Origin of the sequence: Paenibacillus sp. FSL R7-0272 (assembly GCF_037969905.1) — a bacterium.
Lineage (GTDB): Bacteria > Bacillota > Bacilli > Paenibacillales > Paenibacillaceae > Paenibacillus > Paenibacillus polysaccharolyticus.
Window position 1 is genome coordinate 2626153 of record NZ_CP150221.1, and the last position, 17188, is coordinate 2643340.

The window sequence follows — 17188 nt, forward strand, 5'->3', positions numbered from 1 at the left end:
TAAGAAATTGGCGCAAGATATTAAGAACCGGGGTGATACCTATGAAGTTCATATTGATATTTGGCCCACAGGCCGTTGGAAAGATGACGGTTGGTCATGAATTAACGAAAATAACGGAATTGAAATTGTTTCACAATCACATGTCGATCGAGCTATTTCATCCCTTTTTTGGTTTTGGTAGTGAAACTTGGAGGTTATCAAGTATCGTAAGAAGAGAGCTTTTTGAATCGTTCGCAAGCAGCAACCAGTATGGACTTATTTTTACTTACCTTTGGGGGTTTGATCTTCAGAAGGACTGGGAATTCGTCAAGCAAACATGTAACTTGTTTGAATCGAAAGGGGCAGAAATTTATTTTGTTGAATTAGAGTCAGATATAGAAGAACGATTAAAACGAAATAAAACGGCGTTTAGACTTGATCAAAAACCAACAAAAAGAAATATTGAATATTCTGAAATGGACTTAATCAAAACGATGGAAGAACATCGACTCAATTCTAAAGAGGGAGAAATTACTAGAGAGAACTATTTGAGAATCAATAATACAAATTTAAGTGCAGATGAAGTCGCAAGATTAATTAAAGATGAATTTAATTTATAGTACGTGTGAGTAATTCAAGAAGACAGCAACATCCGATAACATAATATTCACGCTGTGGACATTCGTTCTTGGTCCGGCGTTGCTAGACACCCAGCATGCGCTGGGTCGTGAATACGGGAACGTTATACAAAACCTGTGCAAGTGATAATACAAGAAATTTTGGCTAGTGGGGGATTAGAAATGAATAAAATGGTTGAGTATGGTTTTTTATGTGGCAGTAAGGATGAAAAGGTGCTTATGAGTGCTCTTTACAGTTTTTTAGAACCATTAAATAGAACTTTCTCAAAAACGAGGAACAAAAGCTTGTTAGATTCGAGGCTTCCATATGTTTATAAATATTATTATTGGAATTTGAACAAAGAAAAACAAGTATATATAGAAGTTTATCCCAACAAAGATTTAGAAGGGAAATATAAGTTTTCGAACGAGGACGTTGGCTGGATACTCTTTGCTAATATTATAGATCAAACACCACCTTACCATGTAACAATCGAAGAGCAAGAAAGGTATCTCCATGATATTTTAGCCTCATCGAATTTTGAGTATTTAAAGTTATATGAGTACAAAAATGGTGAGGAGAGATTGTAAAGGAATGAATATTTAATGATTTTAGTTTTGGAAGGCGGCGGATATGAAGGAGCTGATTTTAGTCAAGGAGTTAGGCAGCCTGTCGATAATAAACAGGTACAGATATTTCTCGAACTCAAAAATCAAAAATTTAATCCAGAGGTGATTAGAGATAAAGAATGTTACTTAGAGGTGAATATTGAGGGTGTGAGAAATAGCCTGAATAGAATTCTAAAGATTTATACAGAAAGAGCAAGCAAGGAAGAACAAGATATAATTATATGCCAAGCAATGAATGAAGTTTTTGAAGGATATGAAGGTGCCTATATCACTAAAGAACATATTCAAAAATTGTCTTCAAAATAGCAGAAGATTTTGTGAATTGGAAATATAGAATTGACACGGAATTATCTATTGATTTAGAAAAATGAGTTTCTAGATCAACTGAAAGTAATAGGAAGGCGAATAAACAATAAAGAACCCCAAGCCGCTTATTCAGAGAAGAATGAATCTTCGTATAATATAATATTTACGCTGTGGGCATGCGCCCTTGAATCGGCATTCGCCGGACACCCAGCGTTCGCTGGGTCGTTAATGCACAAACATTATCTGAAATCTGCAATTAGGAAAAGTACAAACTAGGAATAATACAAACATTGAAAGGAGGAATACCTATGAAGTCAAGATTGATACTGATAGATGGAATGCCGGGCTCCGGTAAGTCAACGATTGGGAAAGTAATAGGTTCAAAGTTGAATAAAATGAATATTCAAAATAGATTTTATCACGAATTGGAAGAGAACCACCCATTGCGAATATACGATAAGACGTTTACTTCCTTTACTATTCAAGATGAAGCGGAGTGGTTTACTACAAAAGTTGAACAGCTATTCACTGATTTTGTCAATGAAAGAGTCGGGCGAGACGAAGTTACAATTATGGAAAGTTACGTTTTTCAGAATACGCTTGGTTTTGCCTTTAATATGCAAATGGACAAACAAAGAATATTAGATTTGACCAAGAAAGTACAACTTATTTTAAGTCGTCTCGACCCGATCCTCATTTATTTTTATCAAACTCATGTAGAACAACATTGGAAATGGATATGTAGTGTTCGTGGACCTGAGTTCACACAAGATCGTTGTGGACTTTACACGGATAATGATTTTATTGAAGCGGGACATTTTTGGACGAAAAACCAAGATTTCATTTTCAATATCGTTCAAGAATGGGAGATACCAAAACTGATCATAAAAAACGAAAAGTACAATTGGGAAGACAATGAGAATAAAGTGAATCATTTTTTGGAGGGATTTGAAGAAGACACTGACATCCGATAATTTAAGCAGACAACCCCGGAGTACATGAATACAGGAATGTTTAACTAAAATCGATAGGAAGAGGAATGAAAATGGATAACCAAATAACAATCAGGCACCTTTCAAATCATGAAGAAGTATCTTTATTAAATTTTGAATTTTCAAAAAGATATCCATGGTACACCTCGAATGACTATTTCTATAAGTGCTTGGAAGAAAATATAGAAGGCAAGAGAGTGACTTTAATGGCCTACTATGGAGATACATTGGCTGGGTGTTGCCACTTAATGTTTACTTCGGATTATCCGTATTTTAAAACAGGTAATATCCCAGAAATAAATGACTTGAATGTTTTTCCAGAGTTCAGGAGGAAGGGGATCGCAAGTACAATGTTCGATGAACTCGAAAGAATAGCATCCAAGAGATCCAGATTCATTGGCTTAGGAGTAGGGCTCTATAAAGATTACGGTAATGCTCAAATGATGTACAACAAACGCGGGTATTACATGGATGGTCAAGGAATCGTCTATAACAATATTGAAGCAAAACCCGGAGAGCAAGTGATGGTAGACGATGATCTGCTGATGTATCTAATTAAACCATTGGATAATGAGCTGTGAATGTAGATTAAAGAAGTGTCGAGATCAATTAACATTCTATTCAAGCTTTGGGCATACGCTGAGGCCGTGAGTACAGGAACGTTAAGTGAAATCACCAAAAGGAGTGAGCTTTTGATTCTGGAGTACTTAAAAAAGTATGCTAAAAAAGCATATGGAGAAGTTCATTCGATAACGACTTCCCCCGGTTTTTTATTTGCTAATGATCCCAAGTTAAGAGAGAAAGAACTCTATCATAACTACTTCTACATCCATGGATTTAACCGATTGATTAAGCATAATCGAATATCATCAGAGAAATTAATCGAAACCTTTTCTTATCTAGAGGAAGAGATTGAGCAGTATCTTAAAACGTATTATAAGAGTAAAGACTTTATTTTGTATTTGAAAGCGGATTCCTTAGTACCTGCATTTACAGTGACATTGCTTTCTTATTATGAAGACGAGGGTTTGAAGGAAAGTTGCTCCTTGCCTGAACTAATTGATTGGTATAAAGAAAATGCTTGTTTTGATGGATTGAAAATCATAGAGAATGAAACAAGTGAAGACCATCTAGAAGTACAGTCTGAAGATATCTTTCCTGTTGTCGCAAAGACATATATAAAGATCATAAGGACCTAGTCGGGTCGTGAATACGGTAAGGTTATGTGAAATAGACTCAGAATTTATATGATATGGGGGATTGTCATGAAAATTGTTTTTAAAAATTTTGACGATTCGTATTATGAACAAGTTTGTGATTTTTTGATTGAACTATCAAAAAACGATCGTAAACATATCAATTGGAATTGGGCAAGGTGGGAATGGATGTTTTTTCATCCTGAATTTAATCGTGACTTAAAAAATAAAATTGGTTTATGGTATCATTCTGATGAGTTAGTAGCTATAGCAACGTATGACCATTATTTCGGTGAAGCTTTTTTTGCTACTAAACAGGGATTTGAAGAGTTAGAAAAAGATATATTAGAATATGCTATTGCTACTTTCAGTAATGAAAGTGGCCTTGGGATTGCGGTGAATGATAAAGATATCCATACTGTAGATTTACTGCGTAGTTATCATTTTGTTACGCATGATCAGACGGAAAACATACTTGAGCTTGCACTAGAGAATGTTAGCCTTGAAGGTACAATTTCTGAAGGCATAACCCTAAAAAACATTGATATAAAGAATGACTTATATAAACTTCATCATATGTTATGGCAAGCATTTGATAACGAAGGGCCTGTACCCGTTGATGAAGTTACGATGAATAAGCAAAAAGAAATGTTATCCGCAACCCATTTGAACCCGCTTCTACATGTTGTGGCTGAAAATAAATATGGGGAATATGTTGCATACTGTGGCTTATGGTATAGTCCGAAAACAGATTATGTTTATGTTGAACCTGTATGTACGGTTCCTGAGTATCGTCATAAAGGTCTAGGCCAAGCAGTGGTTATGGAAGCTTTAAAAAGAGGCCGTTCCTTAGGTGCTAAAAAAGCATATGTTATTTCTGATAGTCATTTTTATAAGTCATTAGGATTTCAGCAACATTCACATTATACATTCTATTGGCAAAACATCTGATATTTCGATCATCGTTAAGTGATAGTTGTTGAGTCGCTGTCGATCCATAGTCCGAGTTGAAGCATAGATGAGGTTTCAAAGAAGCTTATTCAGTAGCAGGGAAGCATATTCGGTCGGACAACCTTGCACTGTTTAATCGCGGATCTCTCTATTCACTTAAGGCAGTGAAAATTCGTGAATACAGGAACAAAATAAAGAAATATAACTGGTGAATAGGAGGTAATAAAATGGGATTTCCAACACATATCGTATCAGCGGGTGGAATAGTAGAGGATGGAAACGGAAATATACTTTTGGTAAAAGCTCATGATGATGGATGGGTATATCCTGGTGGGATTACTGAAGTTGGGGAAAATCTAATTGATGGTGTGATCCGTGAAATCAAGGAGGAAAGTGGAATTGATGTTACAGTAAGCCATTTAGTTAACATTGTATCAAGCACGGGAATACATAAGTGGTATGACGGAGTAACTGATGTTCCAACGAAGGTTATGTTTGATTTTGTATGTAAAGTTGAGGGAGGAGAGTTAAGTACTTCTGAAGAAACAAGTGATTGCCGCTGGGTTGCAAAGGACAAGGTTCTGGATTTTATTACTCTCCCAGCCATTCGAACTCGTTACGAAGCTTATTTAAATTTTAGTGACTCGGTGAATTATATTGAGTATATTACTCCGACCACGACAGAATGTAATGTAAAAGTTCAAAGGTATTTATAATTTTTATTAAGGAGGATAAATGAATACAGAACTTAGAGACACAATGCAGAATACAATTGACCGTTTCGTATCGCCTAATGCAGAAATATTGAGTATTAAAGATCAGGATCTTGCTTACGGCACCTCAGCTGTAGAACTTAAAAGACATGAAATATTACTTAGAAATGATACTCGTGATTGGAGTATTAATCTTATTTCAAAGAGAGCGTCACTCATTGAAAGGCGTACATTAAATTATCTAAATGATCAATCAGCAAATGTTCCATTTAGTTTTACATTAAATATGACAAGTAACAGCCGAGAATATCTTTGCATGCAGGATGTAGATTATGAAACGGATTACAATAATTTAGATATCGAACTGCTTCAAAAAAATGAACAAGCTGCTCTGGCAGATATACATGCGTTCAACTTTGAAAAATATTATAAATTGCAATGGCTTCCATTGCTTGATTCAAGATATATTAAATCAATACTGAACGAGAAATGGGGACCGACTTGGAATAATGCAAAATCAGATCCGGATTTTATAAGTCATTTTGGTGATCTTATTCCAGAGATTGATAAGGTTGCAGAGCATATAGTTAAGGACATGGATAAAGTTCTCAGAGATGAAAGCTCCCATACCCTTGTACATAACGATCTACACCCCGGCAATACATTAGTTCACAAAAACCGAAATGTATATTTCATTGATTGGGAAGAAGCACATTATGGTTCCTTATACATTGATGTAGCGCTTAGGTATAGAGAGTTTTCTCAAGCCGAGAACTATAGAATGTTGATGAATTCGAGAGGATTAAATCTATCGGCGGGTAAATTTAAACTGAATTATACAATTACGTCCAGATACTTGGGATTACGATATATGTCATGGTTTTTATCCACGTGGAAAGATGATAAGAGATGGCTGGACGAATTAAACAAGTATATAAATATGACTGTATCCTAGATAAGATATGAAACTACTTTAGTGATGGAATATAACGTAATATTTATGTTACGCACATTCGCCCTTGGTCTGGTATGTACACGAAGGTGATTTAGGCATTAAGAACAGAGAGGCATTTGCAAGAAAGGACGTTTATGTGCCTTACAGCAGTGAAGGCGATGTGAAGTACGAACATCATCTATATGTCTGCAATAGAGAAAGTGAGGAACTACAAAGACATAGGTGAATTCAGAGACAATCGCAAAGCCTATACTGAAGGAAAAAAAATTTGATACGAGGATAATGAAAGAGTACAAAGATGTTTTGTAACGTATTTCAGGTTATACATATCAGATAAATCCTTATTAAGGGCGGGGATTCCAATGAGTAGCGTGTTACTGACCTCTGGTGGGTTTAATACGGAAGATATTAAAAATCAATTTCTGGATTTTATTGATAGAGATATTTCTCAATTAAAGGTCACTATTATTACAACAGGATCCCCTATGAAAGAAAAAAATAGATATGCACAAAGGGCAATGCAAGATTTCGAAGACATGGGGTTTCAGCATAAGGTGTAACCGACAAGCTTATCTTTCCTCACTATGATCGAGAGGACATATTTAGAGATAGTACGAATAGAACGATTGAAGAGAGAATCTTAGAATTTGAATCTAATGAGAGTTGTAAAGTGAAAAGGCTTAGAGATGATGAATATATTTCGATTGTAAAGAATCAAACACAGTAGAAGTCGTAAATGCTGAAGCCCTTAAGCCAGAAGGCTAAGTAAATACGTAGATGTTAGACGAGATCGTGATATAGAAAGGAAGAGATTTGATGGAAAAGCGTCTTAAAGAACTATTTACTAAGGAAGTACTTCATGAAGCAGCTCAAAAGTTTAATATTATTCAATCCAGTCTTAAAGACTTGCAAGGGTTTCAGAACTTTGTTTATTTTGGGAAGTCAAATGATGAAAGTATTGTCCTTCGGATAACACATAAATCTCATCGAACCGAAGAAGAGATTTTATCTGAAATTGATTTTATAAATCACTTGTCTTCTCATCATGTATCTGTTTCCAAAGCTATAACATCTATTCATGGGAAATTTGTAGAGGAAATCAGTGATGGGGAATTTTATGCAACATCTTTTGAGTTTTCTAGTGGAAGAAAGGCTAAAATCGCTGAAGAGAGCGATCTGTTCTATCAAAGAATCGGTAGTTATGCAGGAAGAGTACATAGTCTTTCAAAGACGTCAAATCTGATACATAATTTAAATAGGAGACAATGGCATGAAAAAGAGTTTTTGATCCATATGAAAGATTATTTACCTGCAGAACTTTCTTATGTAATGGAAAAGTACGAAATTTTGAAGAGAAAGCTTAGTCAGCTTCCAAAGAATACGGATTCGTATGGAATGATTCATGGGGATTTAAATCATGGGAATTACTTAAATGTAGACGACGAAGTTGTATTTATTGATTTTGATGAAGCCGAATACAGCTGGTTTGTGAGTGATATTGCTATCCCGTTATTCTATGAAATTCCAATCCCTTGGGTAGTCGATGGAAAGCAAAGGTTAGAGATAACCAAGAGGTATTATTATAATTTTATGGATGGTTATGTTAAAGAAAATACAATAGATCATACATGGTTAAAATTAATCCCTGATTTTATTAATCTTAGACAGTTTGGCGTAGTTTCCGCGATTTATAGAAGTTATAATTTTGATAACTATAACAACTGGAGTGATTGGGACAAGGAAGCGTTGAAATTCTATCTGAATAATATCGAGCATGATATCCCGTATATTGATATGGATTTTAGCAGGTAGTTTAATGTGGCATGGACTAAGCTTGTATTATAAATGCAGGACGTTTACTGAAGAAATCAACACTTAGAATGAATGAAGAGAAGAGGATCAAATGATGAGCTATAAATCCATTTTAATAGATCAAATATCGGCATGTTATAACGATAAAAGCTGGTTTATTCCGCTGGAGGACATACTGAAAGATGTAACAATGGAAGAAGCATTGACTGAGGATGATAATAAACAAACCATTTGGTCCATCGTGAATCACCTTATTTATTGGAATGAAAAATGGCTTGAGCGTTATAAGGCTGGAGAATTTGTATTAAATCATGGAATCAACAATGATGAAACTTTTGTTTTGAATGAAGATCAATTGAATGATGCTGGCTGGAAGGAAACATTAAATAGACTTGAGCATGTTTTTATCAGTTGGAGAGTAGTTTTAGAAGAAACAGATGAATCTAAACTTACGAAGCAACTTCCAGAATATTTTAATGCTCCTTGGTGGGGAGTTGTTTCTAATCTAAGTATTCATAGTGCATATCATATTGGACAAATTATGTTATTAAAGAAACAAATTCGAGCTAGATAATAGTTTAGTCAGTTCGGAGGGAATAGAGAACGATTTCAAATAAGGAGTTGATTATTTTGGACATCGAATCAGCTATATCTCTCGCGTTACAAGCTCATAAAGGGCAGTTTGATAAAGGTGGGCACCCGTATATTTTACATCCGTTAGCTGTTATGCACAGAGTGGAAAGCATAGAAGAGAAGATCGTGGCTGTTCTCCATGATGTCATTGAAGATTCAGAAGTCACAATTGAAGAGTTAAGAGGTTTGGGATTTTCGGAAGAAATTTTAACAGCCATTCAGTTGTTGACGAGATCTACAGAGGATAGTTACGAAGAATTTATTGATAAGACGATAATGAATCGAACTGCAAGAAATGTAAAAATCGCTGATATTAAAGAGAATATGAATATATCAAGAATAAAGAATCCGACGGAGGAAGACTATAATAGACTTGAGAAATATAGAAAGGCGTTGGAAAGATTAGAGCGTGAATAACATGTGAAAGAAACTAAAAAGAGGTACGTTATGTCCCAGACGATGACAATTCCTAGAATACAGATAAAATTCCAAAGTGCTGTGTGGACAGCAGTAGTCTTAAGACAGAAGGATATAAATATCAAAGTAAAAGAAGAGCTGGGTCATCTACTGTTAGTAGATGCTAAGGACTGTCCTGAAATGTTTTTATTAGCCAGTTTATTTCAGCACGCCATGCATACTCACGACATTATTTATTTTGCGAGAGAAGATGATTCAAGTTGTGATCTCTTGGTATTTAACGGTGCGATAACTCCAATAAATCAAAAAGATTTAAAAAATCTAAAAACAGTGATAAAGCATACACAGCCAGGAACTTATACAATTCCGTTGATAGATTCTCACGATGAATCAATGTGGAAGACTTGGCAACATTGGAAATACGATGAACAATTGAGAGTTATGGCGAACAAAGATTTAGCCATCATTAATGCATCTCAGCTGGGATACGAACTATTGATTCATCAATGTGCATACTTAGCAAGCTCGTATTCAGGGCATTCACATTTTGATCAGTATTCAACCAAGAAATCTATAGAACTGATTATACGTAATATGAAGCGAAATAATTAAATGAGGTATGTTATATGAGTGAACCAGTGTAGTTTTTTTTATAATGATGATCTTATAGGAGTGTGGTCATCTGAAGCGTTTTTCTATGATGCATTTGAAGATACACAGTTAGAATTTCATGCGGATGGCACGGGATGTCATGCCTATTTAAGACCTCATGGTCAAGAGATTACCTTATTCCGATGGACGTTAATTAAGGATCGGATTGAATTCGAGGAATATTTCAAGGTATCCATTGAAGTGAGTGAGGTTACGGGCGAAACAATTTACTCCACAGATCGATTTGAACATAAATATTCAGCAAGGTTCTTTAAAGCGAAGGGATTAAATGTAGCTAATGAAGAGATTAATGTGATCGTATTTTATTCCCCTTTGATTGAAGGGATCAATTCACAATCATTTGGAAAGATTTCAAAAGCATTGGATAGATCACTTATTGATGCAGCGATGAGATATGAGCAGGACATCTAATAGATCATGAAAGCTGGGCTGCTCAGAGTAATCTGTACAAATACTCAATGATTGGAGTCCAGGATGAGTAAATTAATTCCTATATTGATAGGTGTCCTTCTACTTATAACAGGTTGCAGTACTACACATAAGATCCATACCGATTCAACCAAAGAATTAACAAAAGAGCTGAAGGAAATTTTTCCGTCGATTGAAAAAGTCCATTTTACGTTTACCCGTCCGAATCTCTCTTGCAGAATAGACATGAGCGAAGAACCGAGTAAAGAAGAACTGGAAGCAATTCTTACAGTAATCAAGAGATTTATTACAGTGGATAACATGAATGAGATTGCTCGTAGCGTTAAATGGGGACTGGAAATATCCAAAATTTATCTTGATATGAATACGGATGAGGATACGAAAACCATTGAACATGCTTATTATGCGAGATATTTCAAAACATCCAACGCTAGCGACTATTCTGAAACAAACATTGAGGGTTATAGAATTTGGTATGAAATAAATGAGAAATAGTGGCGACTGTACCTATTAAATTCTCAGATTAGCAATTAAACGCTACCCTAACCATTGAGAGTCTTATAAAGAATAGGAGTGCAATGAGTTGATTACTTTTAAGGGAGTTTTAGAACGTGTTACTTTCAAAACGTTTGGCACTATAATGGATCAATAGTTCTTTTAGAATGAAATAGCCCAGTCACTGGACTATTTTTTATTATTTATGGATTCAAAAATGGAACAAGTTGGGTTATATTAATTACAGTTGGGATTAGGAGGGAGAAAATTAGTATAAAAAATGTGACATTTTTAGCTCGAATTCAATTTTACATGAGTATAAGGAGAGAAAATGAAGAAAAATATTGGAATCATTGTATTAACGGTTGGTCTGATTATAAGTTTGTTTTATAACTTTCAATTGAAAGGATATAAGGAATTTCAAGAGAGAGATTACAATCTAAAATTAAATCACGGTTTTCAAATTGGAATAAAAGAATCCATTAACAATCTGGATGTTATCATAAAAACGTTGAAGGATGAATCTCCAAAGGAACAGGTTATTCAATCATTAGCAGAATTATTAGTTTCATTAAAAGTAGGCGAAGAAGCCTTTACCTTTCTAAATACGGATTTTCAGGAAGATGGACAAGCATCAAGTTACCTTATTTATAATACCTTCAGAGATTTTTATGTATATGCAAAAGTAGAATTAATGGGTGACATCGCTTCAAATCGGCTCTCACTTGATCCAGATTCCAGGAATCAATTGGCTAATGATATAGGTATTCTCAAAAAGGATCTGGAGTATATAGATAGTCAATTCAACGAGGAGGTTCTGAAAGATCAGAGCCCTAAGTGGATTGAGGATAAATGGAAAGAGTTAGTTACAGAGCTTCTAAACCAACATCCTGATTTCAAATTATATGAGAGAATGAAAATGAAATATAATTTGTAAACTGAGGAGCGAATGAATGGCATTTTGTATTGATTTTAAATTAATTTGTGTCAATGACGGTACTGCAACGTATGCTTACGGAGACTGCTCTGAGAATCTTGAAGGCCGGTTTGAATTAAATATAGAACGCCTGCTCACAGGCGAAATGAGCATGGATACAGATATGAGAGAAGTTGTTAAGGTAACCAAGCCGTGTTTAAGTGATGGAGAACATCAACATAAAGCAAACCGGGCATTCAGTAAGATCTATAAACATTATAAAGTTACGGCTTCGTATCTAAAAGAAGGAGGGTACTATGCCTGATTTTACTATATAAGATGGAGTCATTGAAGCTAGCCGTTAGGATCATGGCTGCTTCTTTTTTTATTTTTCCACTTCGCAAATGGAACATTGTGGGTTATATTGGATATGATTTGATCCTGAAGTAAATGATTGGAGCGGTGTTAAATATGGACTTAGATGAAAAGATACGTTTTCCGATTGGACACTTTGAGCCCCGATTTGAATTTACTGATGAGAATCGAAAACACATATTGGATCAAATTCCCGAGATTGCAAAGACCTTGAGGGAGATCACACAAGATCTTAATGATGAGCAACTTCGTACTCCTTATCTTACAGGCGGCTGGACGATCATCCAGATTGTACACCATCTTGCAGACAATGATATGAACGCGTACATAAGGTTCAAAAGAGCATTAACTGAAGAGGAACCACTAGCAAGCTCGTATCGCGAGGATTTATGGGCAGCGTTACAGGAGTATAAAGATTTGCCAATGGAAGATTCAATCATGTTGCTTGAAATACTGCACAAACGATTTCTCACACTACTACGTGGTTTACAACCTGAGCAATTCAAGCGGAAGCTTCGAACAGAGGTATTAGGTACCATTTCGCTGGATGTTGCCATTCAACGATTGGTCTGGCATGGACAGCATCATATTGCTCAGATTAAATCTTTAAAAAGTGTCACAAAAATAGGAGTGTTTAACCAAGAAGAAATTTACCCTTATTGTCCCATGAAAATAAGAGTCATTGAAGTTGGGGGAGTAAGCAAACCGCAGCTTAAAGATAAATTACAGCAGTGTTCAATTCGAATGAATGAATACGGAAATAAACTGTTTGATGATGAGAAATTTGTCATTTCTCCCACCAAGAGGCGGCTAGAGACGGTCGAGTTATCAGTTAGAAATCTAGGATTTTTGGATGGAGCTACGGCCTTACAACTCTTTCAAATGGCGGATACTCTTGGTTTGCAGTTATGTCCTATTGATTTGGGTCCCTTTCTTAGAACTCAGTATTTGGATCAACCTGAGACATGTACATCAAGCACTGAAAAAGGAAACCAAGCACCATCAGGTTCTATTACAATAGCTTCTAAACCTCTTACTGAGGATGATTATTTTCCAAAAGGCTTTTATCTCAGAAATATAGAAGAACAGTTGTGGTTAAGAGGTTACATTGCGGATGATCTGCATGTGTGGAACCCTCATGACCGTTTTATCTTTTGCAGAACTTGACTGTGTTTGATAGGAGACTTGCATATGTACCATTACCGAAAGGGGCAAACGAAAGATCTTACCCACATTATTGAACTCTCTATACTTTGGCAGAAAGAATACATTACAGTAGGCTATGAGAATGTGGCCTGGACCCCAGAAAAATTAGAAAAGAAGCTGAATGATTACTTTTATATTGTGGAGTTACAGGGTGTGGTTATCGGTTATGCCTTCGGAGAGATTAGGTGTGGAAACGCAGAGCCGGTCATTCCTCAAGCTGATGGTTATTTGGAAATTCATGAAGTGTATATCCATCCTGAACATAGGAGTAAAGGGGTCGGCAAAGAACTTGTTAGGTGTTTAATCGAGAAGGCAAGTGAGCACCAGATTGAGAGGACTCTGGTTGGATCGTCCAATCGAAAATGGAAAGATACGGCGTCATTTTATGAAGAATTGGGTTTCCATATGTGGTATATCCAAATGTATAAGTAGGTGAGGACAACATGATCCCAACAATTTACGTAATTTCAGGACCCGCTGGGGTAGGAAAATCGACAACATCGCAACAGCTTGTTAAGACATTGAGCAAAAGTGCGTATATTTCGGGAGACGCTATCAGTCATATTCCAGTGAATGGACGAGGTAAACCATGGTTATGCAAAGACACGTTTGATCTGACATGGAAAAATATATTGAGCTTAACCCGGAATCTGTTAGAACAGAATTATGATATTGTCATTGACTACGTTACTTTCCCTTCAGAAATAGAATGGCTTGTGCAGCAGTTAACGGATTTTCAATTCAGGATCGTCTATGTTGTCTTGTTGGTAGATCGAAGTACCTTGATCGCCAGGGATCAATTGAGACCCTCAGAAGCACAGATGGGTGAGCGCAGTTTGGATTTACTAGAGGAATTTGAAACATGCTCAGAATTAAAAGAACAATATAAACTCTATACGCAGCTGTACAGGCGAGAACAAGTATCTGAAATTGTTGAGGAGTTACGAAACAATCTGAGGTTTATCTGGAAAGGAGGTCACTCGAGTTGAAGGCACTACCCAAAATTTTTTCGTTCATTCTCATTATTGTTGGAATCAGTATAGTGACACTTACCAAAACGATTGAACAGGTCATACCAAAATTGGGATATGCCGCGTTTCAGTCCGCAGGAGCAGGAAGTTACAGCCCGATTAACTATGAGATGAATTTGGACTTGAACTACTTGGTGGGAGGCATCTGCATCTTGGTGGGAGCAATGTACTTCATTCGTCACATCGCTTTCTTTCAACATTCGATCACCGAAATGAAAAAGAGAAACAAAGAGTTTGAGGATAAATATAAATAATATCGGGTAATTGTACGCTGAAGTTAATTATATTAATTTTCAGGTGGGTGATCGGTATGGATGATCAAAATCTCTTGGATTTTTATTTACATATGAGGGAGAAGGAAGCCTATCAGTGGAATCTCTCGCCTGCGAGTTTGTATTTGGAATTGGAAACCAGAGACTTTCTAGCAAAATACTTTGACGTGTTCAGTGGCATGAATACGCTTAACGTTGGCATTGGAGTAGGAGAATGGGACGATTATATCGGTTACTTGTTGAACGGTGCGGGTTGTTTAACAAGTATTGATATTAACAAGGATATATGTGAAATATTCAAATACCGACAAAAAAAGGAGGGCCATCCCAATGCTTCTACTGTTATATGTGAGGACTTCTTAGCATGCGAATTGCCTCAAACTTATGATCTGGTCACCATGATTGGCTCTGCTCTTCAAGAGACCGGCAAATACCGCAAAGGTTTGCAGAAAATATCAGAGGTGTTAAAACCGGATGCTCAATTCATGTATATGGATTTTAATAGATACCACAAAAAAGAAAATCTATTCGAACTCTTAAATCAATTGAAGTTTGAGCTAATACATATCGAAGAATATAATCGATTTTCAAATGTCAGTTTTTATTGCATGAAGATCAAAAAGGCGGGGGTTTTATGAATCGAACTCTCATGATGTTAGGCATTGATAGTGGATGCCCTTTGGAATGCGTATTGGTTCATGCTGTAAAATATTTATAAATTCTTATTTTAGCAAAGGGAGATATCATAATGGATAGAGGCAAAATTATTTTTTTGAATGGTGTAACGAGTTCGGGGAAAACGTCTATAGTCGAGGCGATGCAGTCATATGACGATCCGTTCTTTTATGTTGTGGCGAACGATTTATTTGAGAATACAATCGGAGATAAACATCTACAGACCGATTACTGGAAATACCTAAGCGAAGCCATCATCATGATGTATCACACAGCAAAGGTATTCTCAGACCATGGCAAGCATGTGCTGATCGATGGGATTTTGGTGGAGAGACCGGAGCTTGCACCGCATTATGAACAAGTGAAAAAGATATTTGAAGGATATCCACTAGAGATTGTGGAGCTACATTGCCCTCTCGATATCTGTCGTCAGCGTAACCTTGAACGGGGAGACCGCAGAGAAGACCAGTCTGAAGAGCAACATCGTATGATGGCGTCCGACATTCAGTATACGTACTCGGTTGATACGAGTCAGCATACACCTGAAGAATGCGCCGAGATGATTACCAACACGTTATTCAAAAGTGAATAAGGTTTCTTCTGTGGCATGAAACGAGGAGAATAAAAATGAAGCTGGGACGTCTAAAGCAAGATGGTCCAGCTTCTTGACTATTTCAGCACAATAGCAGGAAGAAGGAGCAAACAGATATGCAGTTTGGGAAACATAAAGAGCACTCAAATCAAGAAAGAATACTTCTTCAATTCATAACTTTGCGCTGGGAGAAGGAAGTGAGAGGGGCCCCTTTTTCCACTGCACGAAATGATATGGAGAAAGCCTTCCGTTTATCGGATACGCTGTTCAGTTACGACACGTCCTATGGTCTGCCTTACCACCGAATGCTCATTTTGCAGAACAAGAACGGTTTTGAGAAGATTCAAGATAGAAGTGTCATTCTGAAACCTACTGCAAAGAATTTCAAATTGGGTTGTGTTTTGATTGATAGTAAGGAGCCCGAATCTGAAACTTCCGAATATGATGTAACCTTCACCTACTTCCCAGAGTGTGGGAAACCAATCCGATATGACAAGCGATATCAGCCTTTGACAGAGCGGGCATTTGGATTGACTTCAAACGAATATGGAAGAGTGGTGTACAACGGAAGGCATATCTATCAGGATACCGGAGAATGGTACTACGAGTTAAATATATTGAATATGTTACTTACCGAGCAGAAAGACCCGGATGTGTTGATTGATCAGGAGCCGCTGAACGTATACAACCAGATTGAGATTTTATATTAATGTAATTTAGATACGAATGATTGATATAAAATGAGCGTTAGGAGTGGGACACATAATGATGAATCCTCAAGAGATTTTACCGTTAGTCAAACGTATAGAAGCGAATCATATTGCATATTCACTGGGTGGAAGTGCGATGTTGTGTTTTCTTGGCTTGGTTGATTCCGTGAACGATTGGGATCTGATGGTCGATTGTCCAAAACTCAAATTTATAGAAGCGATTGCTGGATATGAGTGGATCGAGAAGGAGAGCGGCGACAAACCTTTTTCAAGTGAATATAGAATGGAGGTTGAGTCGTTAAACGTGGACGTCATTGGCGGATTTGCTTTTGATGTAGATGGAAGACGACTGGAGTTACCTATATCGCCTATTCGAAATGTAAAATGGCACGGAATGCATGTTTCAAGTCCTGAAGTGTGGTACGTCGCTTATCAGATGATGGGTAGACATGAGAAAGCGGATTTGATTTTAGATTATTTGCAAACAAGCAATGAGTATGTGAATCAGGATCTGATTAAGAGCTTGTTAGCGAACGACATTTTAACGTATGGGATTAGAAAAGGATTGAACACACTGCTTGAGACTTAACTTCATCGAACAGAGGTGTATCAAA

General features: G+C 36.5%; 26 protein-coding genes and 2 pseudogenes. All 28 read left to right on the forward strand.

Features of this window, described 5'->3' with window-relative positions:
• Positions 1 to 41 precede the first annotated feature (41 nt).
• The 28 genes and pseudogenes from MKY23_RS11710 to MKY23_RS11845 all read left to right on the forward strand — a co-directional run bounded on the left by MKY23_RS11710 (position 42) and on the right by MKY23_RS11845 (position 17163).
• Positions 42 to 599: a shikimate kinase gene (locus tag MKY23_RS11710; protein ID WP_154886303.1), complete on the forward strand. Its 558-nt coding sequence runs from the start codon at positions 42 to 44 to the stop codon at positions 597 to 599.
• 180 nt (positions 600 to 779) lie between these two features.
• Positions 780 to 1187 carry a hypothetical protein gene (locus MKY23_RS11715; protein ID WP_090921001.1) on the forward strand — a complete coding sequence of 136 codons (408 nt, stop codon included), beginning with the start codon at positions 780 to 782 and terminating at the stop codon, positions 1185 to 1187.
• A 15-nt stretch (positions 1188 to 1202) separates the two neighbouring features.
• Positions 1203 to 1532 carry a hypothetical protein gene (locus MKY23_RS11720; RefSeq protein WP_336122420.1) on the forward strand — a complete coding sequence of 110 codons (330 nt, stop codon included), beginning with the start codon at positions 1203 to 1205 and terminating at the stop codon, positions 1530 to 1532.
• Between the two features lie 308 nt (positions 1533 to 1840).
• Complete coding sequence (locus tag MKY23_RS11725; protein WP_336122421.1) at positions 1841 to 2506, forward strand: hypothetical protein; 666 nt, start codon at positions 1841 to 1843, stop codon at positions 2504 to 2506.
• Positions 2507 to 2571: 65 nt separating this feature from the next.
• A complete protein-coding gene (locus MKY23_RS11730) occupies positions 2572 to 3105 on the forward strand; it encodes a GNAT family N-acetyltransferase (RefSeq protein ID WP_339838145.1) in 534 nt (177 codons plus the stop codon).
• A gap of 66 nt (positions 3106 to 3171) precedes the next feature.
• Positions 3172 to 3723 carry a hypothetical protein gene (locus MKY23_RS11735; protein WP_339838148.1) on the forward strand — a complete coding sequence of 184 codons (552 nt, stop codon included), beginning with the start codon at positions 3172 to 3174 and terminating at the stop codon, positions 3721 to 3723.
• Positions 3724 to 3789: 66 nt separating this feature from the next.
• Positions 3790 to 4671: a GNAT family N-acetyltransferase gene (locus MKY23_RS11740; protein ID WP_339838151.1), complete on the forward strand. Its 882-nt coding sequence runs from the start codon at positions 3790 to 3792 to the stop codon at positions 4669 to 4671.
• A 227-nt stretch (positions 4672 to 4898) separates the two neighbouring features.
• Positions 4899 to 5387: an NUDIX hydrolase gene (locus MKY23_RS11745; protein WP_090920989.1), complete on the forward strand. Its 489-nt coding sequence runs from the start codon at positions 4899 to 4901 to the stop codon at positions 5385 to 5387.
• A gap of 19 nt (positions 5388 to 5406) precedes the next feature.
• Positions 5407 to 6339, forward strand: coding sequence for an aminoglycoside phosphotransferase family protein (locus tag MKY23_RS11750; RefSeq protein WP_339838156.1), 933 nt, complete (start codon positions 5407 to 5409; stop codon positions 6337 to 6339).
• A 100-nt stretch (positions 6340 to 6439) separates the two neighbouring features.
• Positions 6440 to 6559 (forward strand): annotated as a pseudogene (locus tag MKY23_RS11755) (GrpB family protein); the annotation flags it as partial.
• Between the two features lie 142 nt (positions 6560 to 6701).
• Positions 6702 to 6899, forward strand: coding sequence for a hypothetical protein (locus MKY23_RS11760; RefSeq protein WP_339838159.1), 198 nt, complete (start codon positions 6702 to 6704; stop codon positions 6897 to 6899).
• A gap of 256 nt (positions 6900 to 7155) precedes the next feature.
• Positions 7156 to 8151, forward strand: a complete 996-nt coding sequence (locus MKY23_RS11765; RefSeq protein WP_339838162.1) for a phosphotransferase — start codon at positions 7156 to 7158, stop codon at positions 8149 to 8151.
• A 91-nt stretch (positions 8152 to 8242) separates the two neighbouring features.
• Complete coding sequence (locus tag MKY23_RS11770) at positions 8243 to 8725, forward strand: DinB family protein (RefSeq protein WP_339838165.1); 483 nt, start codon at positions 8243 to 8245, stop codon at positions 8723 to 8725.
• A gap of 56 nt (positions 8726 to 8781) precedes the next feature.
• A complete protein-coding gene (locus MKY23_RS11775) occupies positions 8782 to 9201 on the forward strand; it encodes a GTP pyrophosphokinase (RefSeq protein WP_339838168.1) in 420 nt (139 codons plus the stop codon).
• A gap of 30 nt (positions 9202 to 9231) precedes the next feature.
• On the forward strand, positions 9232 to 9813 hold the full coding sequence (locus tag MKY23_RS11780) for a hypothetical protein (protein WP_339838171.1): 582 nt from the start codon (positions 9232 to 9234) through the stop codon (positions 9811 to 9813).
• Between the two features lie 60 nt (positions 9814 to 9873).
• The gene (locus tag MKY23_RS11785; protein ID WP_339838174.1) at positions 9874 to 10284 is read left to right on the forward strand and encodes a hypothetical protein; all 411 of its coding nucleotides are present in this window, start codon (positions 9874 to 9876) and stop codon (positions 10282 to 10284) included.
• Between the two features lie 63 nt (positions 10285 to 10347).
• Entirely contained in the window at positions 10348 to 10797 is a 450-nt protein-coding gene (locus MKY23_RS11790) for a hypothetical protein (RefSeq protein WP_339838177.1), read from the forward strand.
• Positions 10798 to 11128: 331 nt separating this feature from the next.
• Entirely contained in the window at positions 11129 to 11734 is a 606-nt protein-coding gene (locus MKY23_RS11795) for an oxidoreductase (protein ID WP_336122426.1), read from the forward strand.
• 16 nt (positions 11735 to 11750) lie between these two features.
• Positions 11751 to 12038 (forward strand): hypothetical protein, encoded by a 288-nt coding sequence (locus tag MKY23_RS11800; protein ID WP_154958883.1) that lies wholly within the window; start codon positions 11751 to 11753, stop codon positions 12036 to 12038.
• 146 nt (positions 12039 to 12184) lie between these two features.
• Positions 12185 to 12691, forward strand: a pseudogene (locus MKY23_RS11805) (YfiT family bacillithiol transferase); the annotation flags it as partial.
• 63 nt (positions 12692 to 12754) lie between these two features.
• Positions 12755 to 13255 carry a helicase gene (locus MKY23_RS11810; protein ID WP_339839384.1) on the forward strand — a complete coding sequence of 167 codons (501 nt, stop codon included), beginning with the start codon at positions 12755 to 12757 and terminating at the stop codon, positions 13253 to 13255.
• Positions 13256 to 13279: 24 nt separating this feature from the next.
• The gene (locus MKY23_RS11815; RefSeq protein ID WP_339838180.1) at positions 13280 to 13726 is read left to right on the forward strand and encodes a GNAT family N-acetyltransferase; all 447 of its coding nucleotides are present in this window, start codon (positions 13280 to 13282) and stop codon (positions 13724 to 13726) included.
• Between the two features lie 11 nt (positions 13727 to 13737).
• On the forward strand, positions 13738 to 14283 hold the full coding sequence (locus MKY23_RS11820; RefSeq protein ID WP_154983829.1) for an AAA family ATPase: 546 nt from the start codon (positions 13738 to 13740) through the stop codon (positions 14281 to 14283).
• Positions 14280 to 14579 carry a hypothetical protein gene (locus MKY23_RS11825; RefSeq protein WP_154886289.1) on the forward strand — a complete coding sequence of 100 codons (300 nt, stop codon included), beginning with the start codon at positions 14280 to 14282 and terminating at the stop codon, positions 14577 to 14579. The genes MKY23_RS11820 and MKY23_RS11825 overlap by 4 nt, the downstream gene beginning before the upstream one ends.
• A 56-nt stretch (positions 14580 to 14635) precedes the next feature.
• A complete protein-coding gene (locus tag MKY23_RS11830) occupies positions 14636 to 15235 on the forward strand; it encodes a methyltransferase domain-containing protein (protein WP_339838185.1) in 600 nt (199 codons plus the stop codon).
• Between the two features lie 110 nt (positions 15236 to 15345).
• Positions 15346 to 15864: an AAA family ATPase gene (locus MKY23_RS11835; protein WP_339838188.1), complete on the forward strand. Its 519-nt coding sequence runs from the start codon at positions 15346 to 15348 to the stop codon at positions 15862 to 15864.
• A gap of 233 nt (positions 15865 to 16097) precedes the next feature.
• The gene (locus MKY23_RS11840; protein ID WP_339838191.1) at positions 16098 to 16574 is read left to right on the forward strand and encodes a hypothetical protein; all 477 of its coding nucleotides are present in this window, start codon (positions 16098 to 16100) and stop codon (positions 16572 to 16574) included.
• A gap of 55 nt (positions 16575 to 16629) precedes the next feature.
• Entirely contained in the window at positions 16630 to 17163 is a 534-nt protein-coding gene (locus tag MKY23_RS11845) for a hypothetical protein (protein ID WP_339838194.1), read from the forward strand.
• The last annotated feature ends 25 nt before the right edge of the window (positions 17164 to 17188 follow it).

What these genes read in the sequence shown, in the direction of transcription:
- MKY23_RS11710 (WP_154886303.1), top strand. Translation starts at nt 42, where the DNA reads ATGAAGTTCATATTGATATTTGGCCCACAGGCCGTTGGAAAGATGACG.
- MKY23_RS11715 (WP_090921001.1), top strand. Translation starts at nt 780, where the DNA reads ATGAATAAAATGGTTGAGTATGGTTTTTTATGTGGCAGTAAGGATGAA.
- MKY23_RS11720 (WP_336122420.1), top strand. Translation starts at nt 1,203, where the DNA reads ATGATTTTAGTTTTGGAAGGCGGCGGATATGAAGGAGCTGATTTTAGT.
- MKY23_RS11725 (WP_336122421.1), top strand. Translation starts at nt 1,841, where the DNA reads ATGAAGTCAAGATTGATACTGATAGATGGAATGCCGGGCTCCGGTAAG.
- MKY23_RS11730 (WP_339838145.1), top strand. Translation starts at nt 2,572, where the DNA reads ATGAAAATGGATAACCAAATAACAATCAGGCACCTTTCAAATCATGAA.
- MKY23_RS11740 (WP_339838151.1), top strand. Translation starts at nt 3,790, where the DNA reads ATGAAAATTGTTTTTAAAAATTTTGACGATTCGTATTATGAACAAGTT.
- MKY23_RS11745 (WP_090920989.1), top strand. Translation starts at nt 4,899, where the DNA reads ATGGGATTTCCAACACATATCGTATCAGCGGGTGGAATAGTAGAGGAT.
- MKY23_RS11750 (WP_339838156.1), top strand. Translation starts at nt 5,407, where the DNA reads ATGAATACAGAACTTAGAGACACAATGCAGAATACAATTGACCGTTTC.
- MKY23_RS11760 (WP_339838159.1), top strand. Translation starts at nt 6,702, where the DNA reads ATGAGTAGCGTGTTACTGACCTCTGGTGGGTTTAATACGGAAGATATT.
- MKY23_RS11765 (WP_339838162.1), top strand. Translation starts at nt 7,156, where the DNA reads ATGGAAAAGCGTCTTAAAGAACTATTTACTAAGGAAGTACTTCATGAA.
- MKY23_RS11770 (WP_339838165.1), top strand. Translation starts at nt 8,243, where the DNA reads ATGATGAGCTATAAATCCATTTTAATAGATCAAATATCGGCATGTTAT.
- MKY23_RS11780 (WP_339838171.1), top strand. Translation starts at nt 9,232, where the DNA reads ATGTCCCAGACGATGACAATTCCTAGAATACAGATAAAATTCCAAAGT.
- MKY23_RS11790 (WP_339838177.1), top strand. Translation starts at nt 10,348, where the DNA reads ATGAGTAAATTAATTCCTATATTGATAGGTGTCCTTCTACTTATAACA.
- MKY23_RS11795 (WP_336122426.1), top strand. Translation starts at nt 11,129, where the DNA reads ATGAAGAAAAATATTGGAATCATTGTATTAACGGTTGGTCTGATTATA.
- MKY23_RS11800 (WP_154958883.1), top strand. Translation starts at nt 11,751, where the DNA reads ATGGCATTTTGTATTGATTTTAAATTAATTTGTGTCAATGACGGTACT.
- MKY23_RS11810 (WP_339839384.1), top strand. Translation starts at nt 12,755, where the DNA reads ATGAAAATAAGAGTCATTGAAGTTGGGGGAGTAAGCAAACCGCAGCTT.
- MKY23_RS11815 (WP_339838180.1), top strand. Translation starts at nt 13,280, where the DNA reads ATGTACCATTACCGAAAGGGGCAAACGAAAGATCTTACCCACATTATT.
- MKY23_RS11820 (WP_154983829.1), top strand. Translation starts at nt 13,738, where the DNA reads ATGATCCCAACAATTTACGTAATTTCAGGACCCGCTGGGGTAGGAAAA.
- MKY23_RS11830 (WP_339838185.1), top strand. Translation starts at nt 14,636, where the DNA reads ATGGATGATCAAAATCTCTTGGATTTTTATTTACATATGAGGGAGAAG.
- MKY23_RS11835 (WP_339838188.1), top strand. Translation starts at nt 15,346, where the DNA reads ATGGATAGAGGCAAAATTATTTTTTTGAATGGTGTAACGAGTTCGGGG.
- MKY23_RS11840 (WP_339838191.1), top strand. Translation starts at nt 16,098, where the DNA reads ATGGAGAAAGCCTTCCGTTTATCGGATACGCTGTTCAGTTACGACACG.
- MKY23_RS11845 (WP_339838194.1), top strand. Translation starts at nt 16,630, where the DNA reads ATGATGAATCCTCAAGAGATTTTACCGTTAGTCAAACGTATAGAAGCG.